This window comes from Comamonas sp. MYb69 (genome assembly GCF_037479315.1).
In the GTDB taxonomy this organism is placed as follows: domain Bacteria; phylum Pseudomonadota; class Gammaproteobacteria; order Burkholderiales; family Burkholderiaceae_C; genus Comamonas.
This window is the reverse complement of the sequence record NZ_JBBGZG010000004.1, coordinates 178310-196217: the sequence shown is the minus strand read 5'-3', so window position 1 is coordinate 196217 and position 17908 is coordinate 178310. Positions and strand designations below refer to the sequence as shown.

Annotated in this window: 20 protein-coding genes; 8 read left to right on the top strand and 12 right to left on the bottom strand. The window is 64.9% G+C overall.

The features are described 5' to 3' along the window. The first annotated feature begins 58 nt into the window (after positions 1 to 58). The 5 genes from WH303_RS07235 to WH303_RS07215 all read left to right on the top strand — a co-directional run bounded on the left by WH303_RS07235 (position 59) and on the right by WH303_RS07215 (position 3655). On the top strand, positions 59 to 613 hold the full coding sequence (locus tag WH303_RS07235) for a tetratricopeptide repeat protein (RefSeq protein ID WP_339517658.1): 555 nt from the start codon (positions 59 to 61) through the stop codon (positions 611 to 613). Positions 614 to 794: 181 nt separating this feature from the next. Continuing rightward, positions 795 to 1379 carry a peptidylprolyl isomerase gene (locus WH303_RS07230; protein WP_116925078.1) on the top strand — a complete coding sequence of 195 codons (585 nt, stop codon included), beginning with the start codon at positions 795 to 797 and terminating at the stop codon, positions 1377 to 1379. 68 nt (positions 1380 to 1447) lie between these two features. Further along, positions 1448 to 1954 carry a peptidylprolyl isomerase gene (locus WH303_RS07225; RefSeq protein ID WP_021026742.1) on the top strand — a complete coding sequence of 169 codons (507 nt, stop codon included), beginning with the start codon at positions 1448 to 1450 and terminating at the stop codon, positions 1952 to 1954. Positions 1955 to 1971: 17 nt separating this feature from the next. Continuing rightward, on the top strand, positions 1972 to 2829 hold the full coding sequence (locus tag WH303_RS07220; protein WP_339517657.1) for a UDP-2,3-diacylglucosamine diphosphatase: 858 nt from the start codon (positions 1972 to 1974) through the stop codon (positions 2827 to 2829). Position 2830: 1 nt separating this feature from the next. After that, positions 2831 to 3655 (top strand): M90 family metallopeptidase, encoded by an 825-nt coding sequence (locus WH303_RS07215; RefSeq protein WP_339517655.1) that lies wholly within the window; start codon positions 2831 to 2833, stop codon positions 3653 to 3655. Positions 3656 to 3664: 9 nt separating this feature from the next. Here WH303_RS07215 and WH303_RS07210 read toward each other — a convergent pair whose 3' ends face one another. The 5 genes from WH303_RS07210 to WH303_RS07190 form a co-directional block, all read right to left on the bottom strand. Then, positions 3665 to 4336, bottom strand: a complete 672-nt coding sequence (locus tag WH303_RS07210; protein ID WP_021026739.1) for an alpha/beta hydrolase — start codon at positions 4334 to 4336, stop codon at positions 3665 to 3667. 127 nt (positions 4337 to 4463) lie between these two features. After that, positions 4464 to 5021, bottom strand: a complete 558-nt coding sequence (locus tag WH303_RS07205) for an NADPH-dependent FMN reductase (RefSeq protein WP_445228264.1) — start codon at positions 5019 to 5021, stop codon at positions 4464 to 4466. A 113-nt stretch (positions 5022 to 5134) separates the two neighbouring features. Continuing rightward, positions 5135 to 6751 carry an ArnT family glycosyltransferase gene (locus WH303_RS07200; RefSeq protein ID WP_339517653.1) on the bottom strand — a complete coding sequence of 539 codons (1617 nt, stop codon included), beginning with the start codon at positions 6749 to 6751 and terminating at the stop codon, positions 5135 to 5137. Positions 6752 to 6754: 3 nt separating this feature from the next. Continuing rightward, the gene (locus WH303_RS07195; RefSeq protein WP_339517652.1) at positions 6755 to 7351 is read right to left on the bottom strand and encodes a phosphatase PAP2 family protein; all 597 of its coding nucleotides are present in this window, start codon (positions 7349 to 7351) and stop codon (positions 6755 to 6757) included. 265 nt (positions 7352 to 7616) lie between these two features. Then, on the bottom strand, positions 7617 to 8330 hold the full coding sequence (locus WH303_RS07190; RefSeq protein ID WP_052329949.1) for an ABC transporter ATP-binding protein: 714 nt from the start codon (positions 8328 to 8330) through the stop codon (positions 7617 to 7619). Between the two features lie 79 nt (positions 8331 to 8409). On the opposite strand from WH303_RS07190, the gene WH303_RS07185 reads away from it, so the two are divergent. Next, positions 8410 to 9024: an arylesterase gene (locus tag WH303_RS07185; RefSeq protein WP_052329953.1), complete on the top strand. Its 615-nt coding sequence runs from the start codon at positions 8410 to 8412 to the stop codon at positions 9022 to 9024. A 50-nt stretch (positions 9025 to 9074) separates the two neighbouring features. Here the strand turns inward: WH303_RS07185 and WH303_RS07180 are convergent, their stop codons facing one another. From WH303_RS07180 to WH303_RS07150, 7 genes are read right to left on the bottom strand one after another with little or no spacing between them, the layout of a single operon-like run. Continuing rightward, positions 9075 to 10316: a PLP-dependent transferase gene (locus WH303_RS07180; protein WP_339517650.1), complete on the bottom strand. Its 1242-nt coding sequence runs from the start codon at positions 10314 to 10316 to the stop codon at positions 9075 to 9077. A gap of 58 nt (positions 10317 to 10374) precedes the next feature. Beyond that, positions 10375 to 11880, bottom strand: coding sequence for a tRNA adenosine(34) deaminase TadA (gene tadA, locus WH303_RS07175; protein ID WP_339517649.1), 1506 nt, complete (start codon positions 11878 to 11880; stop codon positions 10375 to 10377). 5 nt (positions 11881 to 11885) lie between these two features. Then, positions 11886 to 12131: a hypothetical protein gene (locus tag WH303_RS07170; protein ID WP_021026731.1), complete on the bottom strand. Its 246-nt coding sequence runs from the start codon at positions 12129 to 12131 to the stop codon at positions 11886 to 11888. A gap of 32 nt (positions 12132 to 12163) precedes the next feature. Then, positions 12164 to 13099, bottom strand: a complete 936-nt coding sequence (locus tag WH303_RS07165) for an ADP-ribosylglycohydrolase family protein (protein ID WP_339517648.1) — start codon at positions 13097 to 13099, stop codon at positions 12164 to 12166. After that, positions 13099 to 13674, bottom strand: coding sequence for an NADAR family protein (locus WH303_RS07160; protein ID WP_339517647.1), 576 nt, complete (start codon positions 13672 to 13674; stop codon positions 13099 to 13101). The genes WH303_RS07165 and WH303_RS07160 overlap by 1 nt, the downstream gene beginning before the upstream one ends. A gap of 15 nt (positions 13675 to 13689) precedes the next feature. Further along, a complete protein-coding gene (locus WH303_RS07155; protein WP_339517646.1) occupies positions 13690 to 14304 on the bottom strand; it encodes an HAD family hydrolase in 615 nt (204 codons plus the stop codon). Beyond that, the gene (locus tag WH303_RS07150) at positions 14301 to 14837 is read right to left on the bottom strand and encodes an RNA 2'-phosphotransferase (RefSeq protein ID WP_339517645.1); all 537 of its coding nucleotides are present in this window, start codon (positions 14835 to 14837) and stop codon (positions 14301 to 14303) included. Before WH303_RS07150 ends, WH303_RS07155 begins: the two co-directional genes overlap by 4 nt. A 193-nt stretch (positions 14838 to 15030) precedes the next feature. Here WH303_RS07150 and WH303_RS07145 point away from each other — a divergent pair, with 193 nt between their 5' ends. Both WH303_RS07145 and WH303_RS07140 read left to right on the top strand, forming a co-directional pair. Next, on the top strand, positions 15031 to 15759 hold the full coding sequence (locus WH303_RS07145) for an NUDIX hydrolase (RefSeq protein ID WP_021026727.1): 729 nt from the start codon (positions 15031 to 15033) through the stop codon (positions 15757 to 15759). 115 nt (positions 15760 to 15874) lie between these two features. After that, a complete protein-coding gene (locus tag WH303_RS07140) occupies positions 15875 to 17878 on the top strand; it encodes a peptidase U32 family protein (protein WP_339517643.1) in 2004 nt (667 codons plus the stop codon). Positions 17879 to 17908 lie beyond the last annotated feature (30 nt).

The window sequence follows — 17908 nt, the reverse complement described above, 5'->3', positions numbered from 1 at the left end:
CACGCGCCCAGCGCGCCCGAACCCTATGAAGTTAGTCAGTTGCCTTTTCTCCCCCCTGATGCCCCGTGCCGCCTTGCTGGCGCTTGCGCTGAGCTGCGGCGCCGCCTATGCGGACGAATACACGGCTGTGGAAAAGTTGATCCAGTCTGGCCAGACCGCCTTGGCCCTGGAGCAGCTGGAGCCCAAGATCCAGCAAGCCCCGCGTGACCCGCAATGGCGCTTTTTGCAGGGTGTGGCGCAGATGAACGCCGGCCAGCGCGACGAAGCCACGGCCACGTTCGAGAAACTGGTGCAGGAATACCCCGAACTGCCCGAGCCCTACAACAACCTGGCCGTGCTCTACGCCCAGAACAACCAGCTGGAAAAAGCCAGCCGCGCGCTGCAAGATGCCGTGCGGGCCAACCCCGGCTATGCCACCGCCTATGAGAACCTGGGCGATATCTATATCCGCCTGGCCGAGCAATCACTGAGCAAGGCCAGCACGCTGGCGCCGGCCCAGCAAGCGCGGCTGCAGCCCAAGATCAGCAGCCTGCGCCTCTTGGTGACCCGTGCCCAGCCTGCCGCTGCCGCCGCGCCGGCTGCCCCGGCAGCGGCGCCCGACGCAAAAAAATAAGGGCCTTGCCTTGAATCTTGCACCGTTGGCCCTCAACTCGGTGCAACGCATAGGGTGCAAACGCACACCTTGCAAACGCAGACGCTGCAACGCCCATGATTTGCGCGCAGCGCAGGATGCCTTGCGGACCCCGCAGCGCCCTGCGCTGGCCATCTACCGTATTCAACGACAGAGGAAACCGATGCCTTCCAAACGACACACTCTTTCCATTCTGGGCGGCCTGGCACTGGCCGGCGGCATGTTGCTGACCAGCGCCGCGCAAGCAGCGGACCAGCCCCGCGTGAAACTGGCGACCTCGATGGGCGACATCGTGGTCGAGCTCAATCCAGAAAAAGCACCCAAGACGGTGGCCAACTTTCTGCAGTATGTGAACGACAAGTTCTATGACGGCACGATCTTCCACCGCGTGATCGGCAACTTCATGATCCAGGGCGGCGGCTTCACCCCCGATATGCAGCAAAAGCCTGCGCGCTCGCCGATCCCACTGGAGGCCAACAACGGCCTCAAGAACAACACCTACACCATTGCAATGGCCCGCACGGCAGTGCCCGACTCGGCCACCGCGCAGTTCTTCATCAATGTGCAGAACAATGATTCGCTGAACGCCCCCAACCCCGATGGCCACGGCTATGCGGTGTTTGGCAAGGTCGTCAGCGGCAATGACGTGGTCGACAAGATCAAGGCCGTGCAAACCGGCAATGCCGGCCCGCACCAGAACGTGCCCAAGACCCCGGTCATCATCAAGTCGGCCACCGTCGTCAAGTAAATGGCCCTGCCGCTGGCCCCCAACCGGGCTGCGGCGCCCTTCCCACCTTTCTCAACAGGAAACACACCATGAGCAATCCACAAGTTGAACTGCATATCAAAGACTACGGCGTCATCACGCTGGAACTCGACGCAGACAAAGCCCCCAAGTCCACCGAGAACTTCCTGAGCTACGTCAAGAGCGGCCACTATGACGGCACGATCTTCCACCGTGTGATCAACAGCTTCATGATCCAGGGCGGCGGCTTTGCATCGGGCATGGACCAGAAGTCCACCCAGGCGCCGATCCAGAACGAAGCGCAAAACGGTCTGAAGAACGACCAGTACACCGTGGCCATGGCCCGCACCAGCGATCCCCACTCGGCAACCGCCCAGTTCTTCATCAACGTCGCCAAGAACGACTTCCTGAACCACACCTCGCCCACGCCTAGCGGCTGGGGCTATGCCGTGTTCGGCAAGGTGGTCAAGGGCAATGACGTGATCGACAAGATCAAGGCCGTCAAGACCGGCTCCAAGGGCATGCACCAAGACGTGCCCAAGGACGAAGTGCTGATCGAAAAGGCTGTGGCCCTGTAATAGGCGCCACCATTTGCATGGACAGCCCGACCAACCCTAGTGCCGCAGCCCCCCATGAGGCGCTGCGCGCCCAGTTGGCCACCACGGCAGTCCATGCCTTCGCTGCGCCCCCCGCCTGGCGCAGCATCGAATTCATCTCTGATCTGCATCTGCAACCCCAGCTGCCACTGACCTGGCACAGCTGGCAGCGGTACCTGCAAGCCAGTACCGCAGATGCGATCTTTATGCTGGGCGATTTGTTTGAAGCCTGGGTCGGCGACGATGCGCTGGACGAGACCGGCAGCTTTGAAGCGGCCTGCGCCCAGAGCCTGCGCGAGGCCAGTGGCCAGCGCGCCCTCTTTTTCATGCATGGCAACCGCGACTTTCTCATCGGCGCGCAGTTTGCCGAGCGCACTGGCATGCAATTGCTGCCCGACCCCAGCTGTCTGGAGTTTCTGGGCCAGCGCTGGCTGCTCAGCCATGGCGATGCGCTGTGTGTGGAAGACAGCGAGTACCAGCGTTTTCGTGCGGTGGCACGCAGCCCCGCCTGGCAGCAGCAAATTCTGGCCCAGCCGCTGGCCCAGCGCCGGCAACTGGCAGGCAACATGCGCAGCCAGAGCGAGGCGCGCCGCATGCGCGAGGTCATCACCGCCGATGTCGACACCCAGGCCGCCCTGGCCTGGTTGCAGCAGGCCCAGGCGCCCACGCTGATCCACGGCCACACCCACCGCCCGGCCAGCCACGCGCTGGATGCCAATCACCAGCGCGTGGTGCTGAGCGACTGGGACACCGACCTGGAACCTGCCCGCGCCGAAGTGCTGCGCATCGATGCCGCCGGCCTGCAGCGCATTGCGCTGAGCGACTATTTGGCCCGGCCGCCACAGCAAGGACGCTGAGATGGCATGGCTGCAGCGCACCTGGTCACGTCTGCGCGCGCTGGCGCGCCCCGTGCCCGAAATCCCCGCCGCCCTGTGGTTGCAGGTGCTGCAAAAATACCCGTTCCTGCAAGCGCTGTCGCTGGAAGAAAAAGCCAAGCTGCGAGCCTTGAGCGCGCTATTTCTGCGCCAAAAACAGTTCTCGGGCGCCCATGGCCTGGTGGTGAGCGATGCGATGGCGCTGACCATTGCCGCCCAGGCCTGCGTGCCGCTGCTCCACCGGGGTGAGGCGCAGCAGGCCATTGCGCTCTACGATGATTTTGTTGGCATCGTCGTGCACCCGGGCACGATGGTCGCTGCGCGCGACATGCACGACGAGGCGGGCCTGGTGTCGCACCGGCGCATGATGCTCGAAGGCGAAGCGATGCAGCATGGCCCTGTCACCCTGAGCTGGGCGGCCATCGCGCAGGACCCGCTGCAGCAAAACGAGCGCGGCACCAGCGTCGTCATCCACGAGTTCTGCCACAAGATCGATATGCGCAATGGCGGTGCCGATGGCTACCCCTCGCTGCCCGGCCATTTTCTGGGCCTGGCGAGCGCCGCCGAAGCACGCCAGACCTGGGAGCGCACCTGGGCATCGGCTTTTGACGCCTTTCGCCATGCGATCGCCAAAGCCCAGCGCTTTGGCGAGCCCGCGCCCTGGCTGGACAGCTATGGCGCCACTGCACCGGCCGAGTTCTTTGCAGTGGCCTGCGAGGCCTTCTTTGTCAACCGCAGCCACTTCGCGCAGGAATGGCCACAGCTCGACCGCATGCTGGCCGGGTTGTTCCGGCCGGGCGCCGACTAATTACGGACCTTAGCCGCGCTGCTGTGCCTGTGTCAGCGCCTGCAGCCAGGCGATGCTGTCCTGCAGCTCTTGCGGGTGCAGCTCATGGCGGCAGGGGTACTCGTGGTAGGCCAGGTCAACAGGCGTCGCTTGCAGCGCTGCGCGAATCGCATGGGCCTGCGCCAGCGGAATGACATTGTCGGCCGTGCCATGGCTGATCCAGGCTTGGCGCCCGGCCAGCTGCGCCGGGGCGACCTGCTCGGCCGCAATCTCGGGCAAGAGGCGGCTGTGCCACACCATGATGGCCTGCAGCAGCTGCGGCTGGGTCAGCAGCGCCGACAGCGACATGATGCCGCCCTGGCTGAAACCGCCCACCACCACCCGTTGGGCCGGTATCTGCAAGGCCTGGGCCGCCTCGGCACAGGTCTGTGCGACGAGCGCGCGGCTGGCTTTTTCCTGGGCGGTGTCGATGCTGCGGCTGCCATCGGGGTTCACCCCAAACTGGAACCAGGCATAGCTGCTGGGGCCCAGGGTGTAGGGCGCGCGCAGGCTCAGCACATGGAAAGCCGGTGGCACCATGCCCGCCAGGCCAAACAGATCTTGCTCATTGCTGCCCACGCCATGCATCAGTACCAGCAACCAGGGTGCTGGGGTATCCGCCGCAGCGGCGCGGTACAAGTGGTGAAGGGGAAGGTTCAACATGGCAGCCCTGCTCAAAAAAATTGGCTGCATCGTACCGCAGCCTTGGCAACCATGGTGGCAACCACAGCAAAGCGCTTTGCTGCGGCTGGGGCGCCATCGCTGGCGCCCCGTGCCCAGCGCTGATGGCTTATTTCTTCGAGTGCAGCGCCACCCAGGCCAGAAAGCGCTCCATGTAGCTGCGCAAGAACTTTTCGCTGGCCTCGGCCACCTTGCCATCGGCACTGACCAGGCCATCGGTCCAGCGGATAAAGCCCTCGGGCTGCGCCATCGCAGGCATGTCGAGGAACACCAGAATATTGCGCAGATGCTGCTGGGCCATCGACGTTGCCGGGCCACCGGTCGAGGTGCCGATGATGCCGGCAGGGATGCCATTCCATGCGCCGCTGCCATAGGGGCGGCTGCCACCGTCCAGCGCGTTTTTCAGGTAGGCCGGCACCGAGCGGTTGTGCTCGGGCGTCACAAAAAGGATGCCGTTCTTGCTGCGCACCTTGTCTTTGAATGCGGTAAACGCTGCCGGATAGGCGTCCGCATCGTCATCGCGGTTGTAGAACGGCAGCGCGCTCAGGTCCAGGAACTCGAAGTCCGCCTGGTCCTGCACCAGGTTCACCAGGCCATGGGCCAGTTGCTTGTTGATCGAGGTCTTGCTGTTGCTGCCAACGATGATGCCAATTTGGGGTTTTGCCACGGTCATTCTCACTTTCAGGACATGCACAAGGATGAAAGCCTCTGGTTATACCCCTGCTTGGTGACGACTGATGTAGGCCAAGGCGAACTGCGCGGCCATGGACGCGCGGTGACTCATTTCACGATACCACTGCCGCAAGCCTGGCCTGCCTGCAGCTGCCAGACCTGGGTGCTGCCCAGGTGCAGGGCTGGTGCAGCAGCCGCCACCGCCGGCATCTGGCGCTGGGCGGCCTCGGCGCTGCCCACCACCCACAAGCGCTGCTGCGGATGCGCACAGGCATAGGCTTGCAAGCCCTGCGCATCCAGCAAGACACGGCGGCCCAGCTGCGGCGCAAATTGCGCGGCATCGCTCAGCTCCTTCTTCCAGTTGTCGGCCTGCTGGCCTTCGGTGCGCCAGTCGTCCACCACCAGCGGATCGGCCATCGCGGGCAGGTAAAAAGGCACTTCGTAGTACAGGTGCTCCAGCATCACCAGCCGGTCCGCCGACTGCACCGGCAGGCTGCGCAGTGCGCGCCACTGGGCCTTCGCAGGCACGGCTACCGTGCCCAATACCACCGCCAAGACCACACACAACAGCGCGGCCAGGGCCGCAGTGCGCCGGCCCCAGCGCTGCCAGCCAGCTGCTTGCACCAGGCGCACCACCGCATAGGCCAGCGGTGGCAGCGCCGGCAGCACATAGCCCACGATCTTGCTGTGGGGCACCGAGAAGAACAGCACAATGACGGCAAACCAGACCAGCATCAGCCGGTCCAGGCTTTGCACGAAAGCCGGCGTTGCAGGCCGTGCTGCTGGCAGCGATATCGGTGCGGCAGTTTGTTTGCGCCTCCAGCTGCGCCAGCCAGCAGCCAGCGCCCAGCCGGTCCAGGGCAAGGCGGCCAGCGCGATCACCGCGCCATAGAACCACCAGGGCTGGGGGTTGTTGAAGCTGCTGCCGGTGTAGCGCTGAAAGTGCTGGGTGACAAAAAAGTAGTGGAAAAAACCGCTGTGGCGCTGTTGCGCCATGAACACCCAGGGGCCAGCAATCAGCAGCACCGGCAGCCATGCCGCGGCGTGCAAAGGCAGCCACCATTGGCGCCAGCGCCGGTCCCAGACCAGCCAGAGGGCCCAGACCATACCGGGCAGCACCAGCGCAATCAGGCCCTTGGCCAAAAAACCCAACCCGGCCCAGGCGCCCGCCGCAGCCAGCCAGCCCATCCAGGCCATGCCCCGGATACGGCCGGTGGCCTGGCGCGCCTCCAGGGTCGCCATTGCGGCGCTGCAGATGCAGGCCGTCAGGCAGCCGGCCAACAGCATGTCCATATTGGCGTACTGCGCGGCCATATAGGTATAGGGCATGGTCACCAGCACCACGGCCGCAGCCACGGCCACCGACTGGCTGGCATAGCGCTTGAGCAGGACCAACAAGGACATGGCCGCCAGCCATGCGCCCAAGAGCGATGGCAGGCGCGCCACCCATTCATGCACACCCGCAAGCTGGAAGCCGGTGGCCGCCAGCCAGTAGTACAGCGGCGGCTTGTGGAAAAACGGCAGGCCGTTGAGCGCAGGCGTCACCCAGTCGCCGCTGCGCAGCATCTGCAACGCAGCCACGGCGTACCTGCCCTCATCCGGATCGCTGAGCGGCCGCAGCCAGGCCAGCACCAGCAGCCACAGTTCCACCAGGACCGCCATGCGGGCCTCGATCGTCCAGGCAAAGCGGGCGGGCATGGCCCGCGCAGAAGCAAGGCTGTGCATGCCCTACTCCAGCGATGCCGCCTGCGACGCAGGGCGTGGCGCTGCGGCGTCTTGCAACGCGAGCTCGGCAGGGTCTTGCACCACCGGCCCGGCATGCCGCCACAGCCAGCCGTACAACAGCGCAATCACCCCGCCCAGCGCCGCGCCGGCTGCGATATCAAGCGGAAAATGCACGCCGCAGTACACCCGGCCCCAGCTCACCGCCAGCGCCACGGCCACGATGGCGGCGCCGCCCAGGCGCAACTGCCGCAGCCATAGCAGGCAAAAGCCCAGAGTAAAGAGTGAACTGGCATGCGCGCTGGGCAGTGAGCCCCGGGCGGCATGGTCAATATAGGCGGGGCTCAGCCCCATCACGAAGGGGCGGGGATGCCCCAGCCAGACGGCGAGCCGGTGCGCCAGCAACACGGCAGCGGCGCAGCACAGCATGCTGCCCAGCAGGTACAGGCGGTCGGCCGGCCGCTTCCACCACAGCCACAGCAGCGCGGCCCCGGCCAGCACCACGCCGTCCATGCCCAGCCAGCGGGCCAGCTCCAACACCCAGGCCGTGGGTGCAAAGCCCCCGGCCATCCATGCAAACCATTGCAGATTCAATGCTTCCATCACAAGCCTCTCTGGCAGAAGGCCGCTCTGGATGGGTGTTCACCCGGCAACAGCGCACTCTGTAGGTTGGCACTGTGGCGGGCGGAGCTTACCGATGTCTTAATGCATGGAAAAAAGTGGTAGACACATAAGAGCCACTAAGACGACCCAGCAAACCGCAGGTTTGCGGTTGAGACTAGGCGCCCTGCCGCAGGCAGTACAGGAGTACGACAAGGCAGGGTGCGGCCGGCCAGGCAACGACGTATCAAGGGTTGTATTAGTGGCTCTAAATGCGGCTGTCTTGGACGACGGCGCCGGCGGCGATAGTGATGACGCGCTGGCACTGGGCGGCAATGGCGCGGTCGTGCGTCACCATGATCAAGGTGGTGCCCGCTTCGCGGTTCAGGTCCATCACCAGCTGCATCACGGCTTCGCCGGTGGCAAAGTCCAGGCTGCCGGTGGGCTCGTCGGCCAGCAGCACGGCAGGCTGCACGACAAAGGCGCGGGCCAGTGCCACGCGCTGCTGCTCGCCACCCGACAGCAGCTTGGGGTAGTGCGACAGGCGCTGGCCCAGGCCCACGCGCTCGAGCATGGCAGTCGCCTGCTTGCGGGCATCGCGCTGGCCGGCCAACTCGAGGGGCAGCATCACGTTTTCCAGCGCCGTCAAATTGCCCATCAATTGAAAGTTCTGAAACACAAATCCCATCGTGCGCGCACGCAGCGCAGCCCGGTCATCCTCGCTCAGCGCAAACAGGTCCTGGCCTGCAATCCGCACCGTGCCCACGCTGGGCGTATCCAGGCCCGCCAGGATCGACAGCAAGGTGCTTTTGCCCGAGCCCGATGCACCGACAATCGCGACGGTTTCTCCCTGCGCGATGCTAAAGTCCACATCACGCAGAATGGTCAAACTGCCGGTCGAATCCGAGACCGATTTACCCAGGCCCTGGGCCACCAACACCGCCTCAGGCGCCTGCGATTGAGAAAGCACTGCATCTGTCATGACAACCAATCTTTCCTCCAATGATCGAACACCCGTCACGCGACGCCGGTGTCTTCGCAGCATCGTAGCGTTGTCAATGATGTCCTCCGCCGCTATAGGTTTTACAGCACAGGCGGCTGCACCACAGGCGCCCGCCACGATTTTGGTCGTGGGCGACTCGATCAGCGCCGAATACGGCATTGCTCGCGGCACCGGCTGGGTGGCGCTGCTGCAGGACAAGCTCGAACAAAGCAAAAACGCCAACGCCTACCAGGTGCACAACGCCAGCATCAGTGGTGACACCACCGCCGGCGGCCGGGCCCGCTTTGGCCAGCTGCTGACGCAGCACAAGCCCGGCATCGTCGTGCTGGAGCTCGGTGCCAACGATGCGCTGCGCGGCCTGCCGCTGGCCAGCACCCAGGCCAACCTGGCGGCAATGGTGGACAGCGCCCAAAAGGCTGGCGCCCAGGTGCTGCTGCTGGGCATGCAGGTGCCGCCCAACTACGGCAGCAAATACACCACGGACTTTGCCCAGGTCTTTACCAGCCTGGCGCGCGAGAAGAAAACCGCCGTCGTGCCCTTTTTGCTGCATGGCGTGGCCGATGTGCCCAACGCGGAAAAGAACTTCCAGGCCGACCGCATCCACCCACTGGCCAGCGCCCACCCGCAACTGCTGGCCAATGTCTGGCCCGAGCTGCAAAAGCTGATGAAATAAAAATGTCGCCAGCGCGGTGCTGGCGGCGTTTAAAGGTTGGGATCTAACCCTTAGCCAAAGGCTTTTTTCAGCGCTTGCGCCAGATCCTGTTGCAGGTCGTTTGCATCTTCGAGTCCGATCGAAAAGCGCACCACCGTGCCCGGCTGCAGCTGCGAGTCGCCCAGCGCGCGCATGCTGCCAATCTTGTAGGGCACCACCAGGCTGATCGGGCCGCCCCAGCTATAGGCCAGTTTGAACAGGCGCAGACTCTCGCAGAACAGGTCAATCTGCTGCTGGCTGTAGCGCGGATCAATCACCACGCTAAAGAGCCCTGCGGCTGCGCCCTGCTTGCCCGCCACGCTGCCCGCGCCACAGAGCTGCTGCCAATGCGCGTGGCCAGGCGATCCGGCAAAGGCCGGGTGCAGCAGCTGCACGACGGCGGGTTGCTCGGCCATGAAGGCGGCCAGCTGCCGGGCTGCCGCATCTTGCGCGTGGTAGCGCAGCGCCAGGCTGGGCAGGCTGCGCAGCACGGTTTCGATATCGTTCACTCCCACGCCCAGGCCCAGGTGCATATGCGTGGCCTGCACCTTGCGGTGCACGGCGGCATCACGCGTCACGATGGAGCCCATCAGCACATCGCCGCCACCGCTGGGGTACTTGGTGAGCGAATGCGCCGACACATCCACGCCCGTGCGGTAGCTGCCGTCGCCATCCAGGTCAAAGCAGTTGAAGGCCAGGCCCGCGCCCCAGGTGTTGTCCAGCGCCGTGGCAATGCCTTTTTCCTTGCACAGGCGCACAAGACCCAGCAAATCGGGGAACTCCATGCTGACCGAGCCGGCCGCCTCCAGCCAGACCAGGCGGGTGTTGTCCTGGATCAGGCTGGCGCAATGGTCTACGCGCATCGGGTCGTAGTAGCCGATGCTGACGCCAAAGCGCTGCAGCTCGCTCTCGGCAAAGCCCTTGCTCGGGCCGTAGACGTTGTCGGGCAGCAGCACATGGTCGCCGCTCTTGAGCAGCGCCAGGCCAATCACCGAGATCGATGCCAGGCCGCTGGGCACCAGCACGCAGTGGCTGCCGCCTTCCAGCGTGGCAATGCGCTCTTCCAGGATGTAGGTGGTGGGCGTGCCGTGCAGGCCATAGGTGAAGGCGCTCTTGTCTTTCCAGTCCCAGCTGCGCATCGCCGCCACGTTGGGGAAGAACACGCTCGATGCCTTGAACACGCCGGGCTGCGGCGCCGCAAACGGCGCATCTGGCGCATAGGGGTGGTGGATGATGCCGGTGATCGGTGCCTGGTTTTTGGGGGTGGAGCTCATAGCAAAAAAAGTCGGTCAGAAAACGGAACAGCTGCGGGCTATTGTGCAGCAGATAGGCTCAGCGCCAAGCCACCGCCACCAAGCCCAGCGCTGCGGGGTTGGCACCCGCCTCAAAGAAGCGGCTGGCCTGCAGCAGTGCCGCACTGTTTTGCAGGGGCAGCCAGTCACCACCTGCGCAGCGCTGCCAAGCCAGCGGCCCGGCGCTACCAGCCGCTGTTACGACAACCGCCAGCCAGGCATCCAGCCCATCCGCCGGCGCTGGCCACCAGCGGGCCTGCTCACCCAGGCTGACCAGCACCGGCAGTGCTTGCGCTGATGCAGCCGGCGCCATAACGGGGGCATCCAGGGCCACCAAGGCATCACGCGCCCAGGCGCGCAGCCCGGCGCGGTAGCCCTTGTCGGGGAACTGCGCTGCCCATTGCTGGCGGTCTGCATCCAGGGCCGCACCCATAGCGCTGCTGCCCAGTGCGGCGGCGATATCCAGCGCCGGCTTGCGCGCCACCTCCTCCAGCCAGAGCCGGTAGTCGGCGCTCGGCGCTGCGGCGTTGGGCGGGTTGATCAGCCACAGCCCTTGCACCGGCTGGCCCAGCGCAGCCTGCTGCGCCACCAGGGCCTGGGCCAGGCGCGCGGCATCGCCATGGGCCACGACGACCAGCCCCCGTTCGCCATCCAGATGCAAATGCTGGATGAGGTCTTGCAGCATCGCCAGCTGCTGCGCATCGCCCAGCCGTTGTTCCTTTTTGGGCTTGTCGCTGCGCCCCAGGCCCAGCCAATCGGGTGCCAGCACGCGGTCACCCCGCGCGGCCAGGCCGGCTGCCAGTTCGCGAAACAGGCCTTGCTGCGCCGGCAGGCCGGGCAGCAGCAGCCATTGCCGGGCAGCGGCAGATGGCGGTGGGTTCTGGCCCGCGCTGTCTTTGACATGCAGGCGCAGGCCGCCCAAAGCCGGCCAATCGCTGTAAAAGCAGCTGGGGCAGGCGCAATCCAATGCGGGGGCAAACAGCGCATCGGGCGTACGCAGTGCGTCGTCGCGCAGCGGGTGGCTGGCCAGCGCCTGCTGTTTCTGCTGCACGCGGCGCTTGCCAAAAAATTCGGTGAGCAGGGCTACAGCCTCGTCTGCCAACACCCCCATGGTCACGGCGGTGTGGTGGTTCAGTGCAGCCTGCGCAAACAGGTCCAGCACTGATCCGCCAGCGCCGGTGCGCGGCTCGGCAGCGCCCCAGACCACACGGTCCAGGCGCGCATGCAAGATGGCGCCAGCGCACATCGCGCAGGGCTCCAAGCTGACATACAAGGTACAGCCATCGAGCCGGTAATTGCCCAGGCGCTTGGCCGCATCGCGCAGCGCCTCGATCTCGGCATGGGCGCTGGGGTCGTGTGCGCCAATCGGGTGGTTAAAGCCCCGGCCGACGATCTGGCCATCACGCACCACCACAGCACCCACGGGCACTTCGCCAGCGTCGGCCGCAGCGCGCGCCTGCTCCAGCGCAGCGCGCATCCAGTGCGCATCACCAGGCTGGGGGGGCAGCTGGCCGCCGGTGCTGGCGGGGACAAGGCTGTCAGCCATCGCAGTCACTCTTCGGCTTGCTTCAGGCGCTGCGCATCCTGCTGCACCGCCTGGTTCAGCTGGTCCTGCACCTGCTGCTGGATCTGCCGGCTTTGTGCATTCACATCCTTGCTGGTGTCGATCTGCGGCACGCGCACGCCTTCGACGGCGGCGGGGGTGGGTGCCTTGGTCACCCCCATGTTCTGCTTCATCAGCAACGCCACAATCGCCATCACCACCAACAACCCTGCCAAACCCAATACAGCCCGCATAGCATCCTCCCTCCATTCCGTATGCGGTCTGATTATCGCGCGGCGTCGTGGCAAGCGGCAGGCAAGCCCTGGTTGGCCTGCCACAGCTGCACCGCCAGCTCCCGGATCTCATCGGCCAGGTGCAGGCGCTGCAGCCAGTGGTGCGGTATGCCCTGCTCGCCCCAAAAGGCGCCCGCTATCTGGCCAGTGATGGCCGCCGTAGTGTCGGCGTCATCACCCAGATTCGCGGCCTCCAGCACCGCGTCCGCAAAGCAGTCATGCCGGGCAAAGCACCACAGCGCTGCTTCGAGGCTGCGCACCACATAGCCCGAGCTCTGGATGTCGTCCCGGCTTTTGGCCAGGTACTGGCCTTGCGCAATCAGCTGCAACTGGGGGCTGGCCAGCGGCAGATCCGCCAGCGCCAGCACCTCATTTTTGGGCCGGCCCTGCAGCGCGCGGGCGATGGCGACCGCCAGCAGGCGGCAGGCATCCAGGCACTCCGCCGCGCCATGCGTGGTTTGCGAGCTGAGTGCTGCCTTGTCTTGCAGATGCTGCTCATCGCCGCAAAAGCGCAGCGCCACAGGCGCCAGCCGCATGATCGAGCCATTGCCCGCGCTGTGCGGGTCCGTGCTGCCAGCCAGCGGATTGCCGGTTAACAAGAACCTTTGCAAAGCTTCCCGCGTGGCCATGCCAATGTCAAAGCAATGGCCGGTAGCGCTCCAGTAACCCCACTGGTACCAGTTGGCATAGCGTGCCATCTGGTCGGCCGGGTCGCAATCGCCCTTGGAGACCAGGCTCTCGGCCAGGCACAGCGCCATTGAGGTGTCATCGGTCCACTGGCCCGCGCGCAGCGAGAACGGGCCCCCGCCCACCATGTCCGTCAGCGGCATAAAGCTGCCGCGCGGCTGGAACTCGACCGTGGTGCCCACCGCATCGCCGCAGGCCAGGCCCAGCAATGCGCCTTGAAAACGGTCCTGAGTTGGCGTCATCACTGGCCTCCGCTGCGCAGCTGCGCGCGCGCCACCATCAGCGCAAAGCCCAGCAGGTTGAGACCGCGCCAGTGCTCAGGCTGCTGGGCCAGTGCATCCTGCGCCGCCAGGCCAATGCCCCAGATGGCATCCACCGGGCTGGCCTCGACCAGCACGCGCTCCCCGGTCGTCAGCAGGTAGTCCTGCAAACCCGCGTTCTGGCCAAACTTGGCCGCATTGCCGCGCACGACGATGTCAAAGCAGGCGGTGTTCCAGCGCTCGCTGTCAAAACCCCGCACCGTGCGGCCCAGCGCCTTGGCCTGCGCTGGGCTCGCGCATTGCAAAATCTTGGCCCGCACTTCGTCATCGCCAAACAGCCGCGCTTTCTCCGCCATCATGAAGTGCTCGGCGCTGCGGTAGTGCGCGCCGTCCACCGTGAACCCGGCCTCAAACCACTGGCTCAGGCAGCCCTTGCCGACACGGCCATCAGCCTCGGGCTGGTGGCCCCAGAAGAACAGGTAGCGGGGCTGCCGGCCCGCCTGGATCTGCGCGAGCAGTTCGGGCACGGAGCGGATGCTGTCGTTGGTATGCGTCATGTCAATTCTCTTATCTCAGTTCTCTTGTTTCTCAACCAGCCACCAGTGCGCAAACGCGGCCAGGCTGGCATGGGTGGAATGCAGTTGTTGCAGGGCCGGCCCGCAGTTGGGGCTGCCCTCGGGTTCGCGCAGCACCAAGGCACCATGGATGCCTTCTGGCAGGCCCGCAAAGTTCGGTAAATAGTCATCCACAAAGGCCAGCGGCTGCAGCTGAGCCAGCGCTGTGGCCTTGGGGCTGCCGGCGCTGGCATCGTTGCCAGTAGCAATCACCCGCGCAATCGGAAAGCCATGGGCACGCAGGTTGGCCAGCCTTGCCTGGGCAAATTGGGGAGGCAGTGCAGTCAGGCATACCAGCTCAAAGCCGGCGCCCTCCAGTTGCTGGCAAGCCTCCAGCGCACTGGGTACAGCAGGCAGGGCGGACCAGAACTGCGCATCCAAGCCTGCGCGAAATTGGTGCAGCGCCTCGCCGTTCAGTCGCTCCACATCCCAGCGGTCTGCCGCCCAGTAGGCATGGGGGTTGCGCAAGGCAGGGTAGCGGCCAAAAGCACGCTGCCAGGCACCGGCATAGGCCAGGTTGTAGTCGAGCAGCACGCCATCGGCATCCAGCGCCAATACGCGATGGCCGCTCATGCGTCCAGCCTCTGCAGGTAGGCCACGGGCACGGCGTCGGTCAACCAGACGCCATTGTCCGAGCAATAGAACACATGGCCATTGGCGACCATGCCCGCCGCATCCACACGCAACAAGGCCAGCTTGCCGTGGCGCCGCCCTACCGCGCCAGCCGTCTCGATCCTGGCCGACAGGTGTACATGGTGGCGCTTTTGGCGTTGCAAGCCTTGCGCCAGGATCGCGTCAAGAAAGCGGGTTGCCGTGCCGTGGTAGAGCGCATCCGGTGGGGTGCTGGGGGCCAGTTGCAGCTCGACGGTGACCGAATGCCCCTGGTTGGCTCGGATGCGCTTGCCATCCTCGCTGAACGCAAAGCGCTGCTTGGCGCAGCCCGCCACCACCGCCTGCAATTGCGCCAGGCTCATCGCTTTGCCACTGCGGGCCAGGCAGGCGAGCAGTTCGCCCGTGTGCGCCCAGCCTGCGGCATCGAGCTGAAGGCCAATGGTCTGCGGGCTGTGCCGCAGCACCAGGCTGAGCAGCTTGCTACGGCGAGTCATGGTGGCGGACTGCTTGCCGACCTGGGTGTCTTTGGTTGGTTGTTCAAAAGTCATCATCTGTCTTTCTTGTTGTTATGTATCGGTGAGAGCGTTGGCCTCCTGTCTGGACTACTCCCTCATGCCATAAGTTGCATTGAACAACTTACAAGAGTTGTACAATACAACTAGCTTTTCCATCCGTCAAGGTTTTTTTATGGCCTCCACCGCTGCCAGCCACCAACCCGTTGATTTTGTACGACCCTACACCACCGTGGATGTGGTGATTTTCAGCGTGCTGGACGGGGCCTTGAAGGTCTTGCTGGTGCAGCGCCCTGCGTCGAACTCCGAGCCCTTCCCCGGGCGGTGGGCGCTGCCCGGAGGCTTTGTCGATGTGGCGCAAGACAGCGATCTGCAGGCCTGCGCCAACCGCAAGCTGCGCGAGAAGACCAATGTCGCCAGCCCCTACCTGGAGCAGCTGGGCAGCTGGGGCGGCCGCAGCCGGGATCCGCGTGGCTGGTCGGCCACCCATGTCTACTTTGCGTTGATAGCTGCGCAGCCCTTGACCCTGGCCAAGGGCGCCAATGCGGCCGATGTGGCCTGGTTCGAGGTCGATGCCATCTGCGATGGCCCCCCTCTCGCCTTTGACCACAGCGAGATCCTGCGCGCTGCGGTCGATCGGCTGCGCGGCAAGGTCGAGTACACCTCGCTGCCCGCCTTTTTGCTGCCCGAGCCCTTTACCCTGCCCCAGCTCCAACAGGTGTACGAGACAGTGCTGGGACGGCCGGTAGACAAGAGCGGCTTTCGCACCCGCATGCTTGCGGCGCAATTTTTGCACGAGGCCGGGCATGTCGAGGGGCCCTCCAACCGCCCGGCCATGGGCTACCGCCTGGCCGACCGCAGCGCGCCGGTGGTGTTTCCACGCACCTTCAGCCCGCGCGGCTGAACGGTGCTGGACAAGGGGATAAACCGGGTCGGTATGGTGCTTGGGCTGGCACTGCAGTCAGCTTATCTCCGAGCGCAGCGGCCCTCCTGCAGCGACCTGAGATAATCCTGGCCCTATGTCCCTCCTGCCCCACCAGCTCGAACTGCTCTCCCCGGCCCGCGATGCCGATATCGGGATTGAAGCGATCAACCATGGCGCCGATGCCGTCTATATCGGAGGGCCGGCCTTTGGCGCGCGCGCCACGGCGGGCAATGACATCCGGGATCTGGAGCGCCTGATCAAACATGCGCACCGCTTTGGCAGCCGCATCTTCATCACGCTCAACACCATCTTGCGCGACGATGAGTTGGAAGGCGCGCGCCAAATGGCCTGGCAGGTCTACGAAGCCGGGGCTGACGCGCTGATCATCCAGGACATGGGCCTGCTGGAGCTGGACCTGCCGCCGATCCAGTTGCATGCCTCGACCCAAAGCGATATCCGCACGCCTGAGAAAGCCCGCTTTCTGCAGGATGCCGGCCTGTCGCAGATCGTGGTGGCGCGCGAGCTGGATCTGAAACAGATTGCCGCCGTGCGTGCCGCAACCGACCCGGCCCGCACGACGATTGAGTTCTTTGTGCATGGCGCCCTGTGCGTGGCCTATTCGGGCCAGTGTTACATCACCCACGCCCACACCGGCCGCAGCGCCAACCGGGGCGATTGCAACCAGGCCTGCCGCCTGCCCTATGAGGTGCTCGACGCCCAGGGCCGCATCATTGCGCATGAAAAGCATGTGCTGTCGATGAAGGACAACAACCAGAGCGACAACCTGCGCGCGCTGATCGATGCAGGGGTGCGCAGCTTCAAGATCGAGGGGCGCTACAAGGACATGGGCTATGTGAAGAACATCACGGCCCACTACCGCAAGCTGCTCGACGAGATCATCGAAGAGCGCGAGTTCTCCGAGGCGCCGCTGGCGCGCTCGTCCTCGGGCCGCACCAGCTTCAGCTTCACGCCCGATCCGGACCAGAACTTCAACCGCGAGTTCACCGATTACTTCGTCAATGGCCGCAAGGACGATATCGGCGCCTTCGACACTCCGAAGACCCCGGGCCGCGCGATCGGCTGGGTCACCAAGGTGGGCGAGAACTTTGTCGAGCTCGAGGCCTCCAGCGGCGACACCGTGCTGCACAACGGCGATGGCCTGTGCTACTACGACCTGCAAAAAGAGCTGGTCGGCATGCAGATCAACCGTGCCGAATCGGTGGATGCGAAGAAATCGCTGTGGCGCGTGTTCCCCAAGGACCCGATCGCCGGCTTCAAGGACCTGCGCAAGGGCCTGGAAGTGAACCGCAACCGTGACATGGCCTGGGTGCGCACCCTGGATAAAAAGTCCAGCGAGCGCCGCATTGGCCTTTGGGCCCAGCTCGGCCAGACCCCGGATGGCTTTGCGCTGACCCTGACCGATGATGACGGCTTTGTCGGCAGCGCCAGCCTGGTGCAGCCGCACCAAGCCGCCACCGACAGCGAGCGGGCCGAAGCGAGCCTGCGCGACCAGTTGGGCCGCTTTGGCACCACGATTTTCTCGGTGCATGACATCAGCCTGCAGCTGGACCAGCCCTGGTTCATCCCCGCCTCTGCACTGAACCAGCTGCGCCGCGATGCTGTGGCTGCGCTCGAAGCCGCCCGCGAGGCCGGCTTTGTGCGCCTGCCGCGCGCGCTGCCGGTGGAGCCGCCTGCGCCCTTCCCGGAAGACACGCTGACCTACCTGTCCAATGTGTTCAACCAGAAGGCGCATGACTTCTATGTCAAGCATGGCGTCAAGGTGATCGATGCGGCCTACGAGAGCAAGGAAGAGGAAGGCGAAGTCTCGCTGATGATCACCAAGCACTGCGTGCGCTTCTCGATGAGCCTGTGCCCCAAGCAGGCCAAGGGCGTCATCGGCGTCAAGGGCACCATCAAGGCCGAGCCGCTGCAGCTGATCAATGGCAAGGAAAAGCTGACCCTGCGCTTTGACTGCAAGCCCTGCGAGATGCATGTGGTCGGCAAGATGAAGCGCTCGGTCATCAACCAGCATGCCAAGGAGATGCAGGAGTTCCCGATGCAGTTCTACCGCACCCGGCCTGCGGTGGTGCGTACTTGAGCGGGCGATCCGCCCGCACCAAGAAAAAAG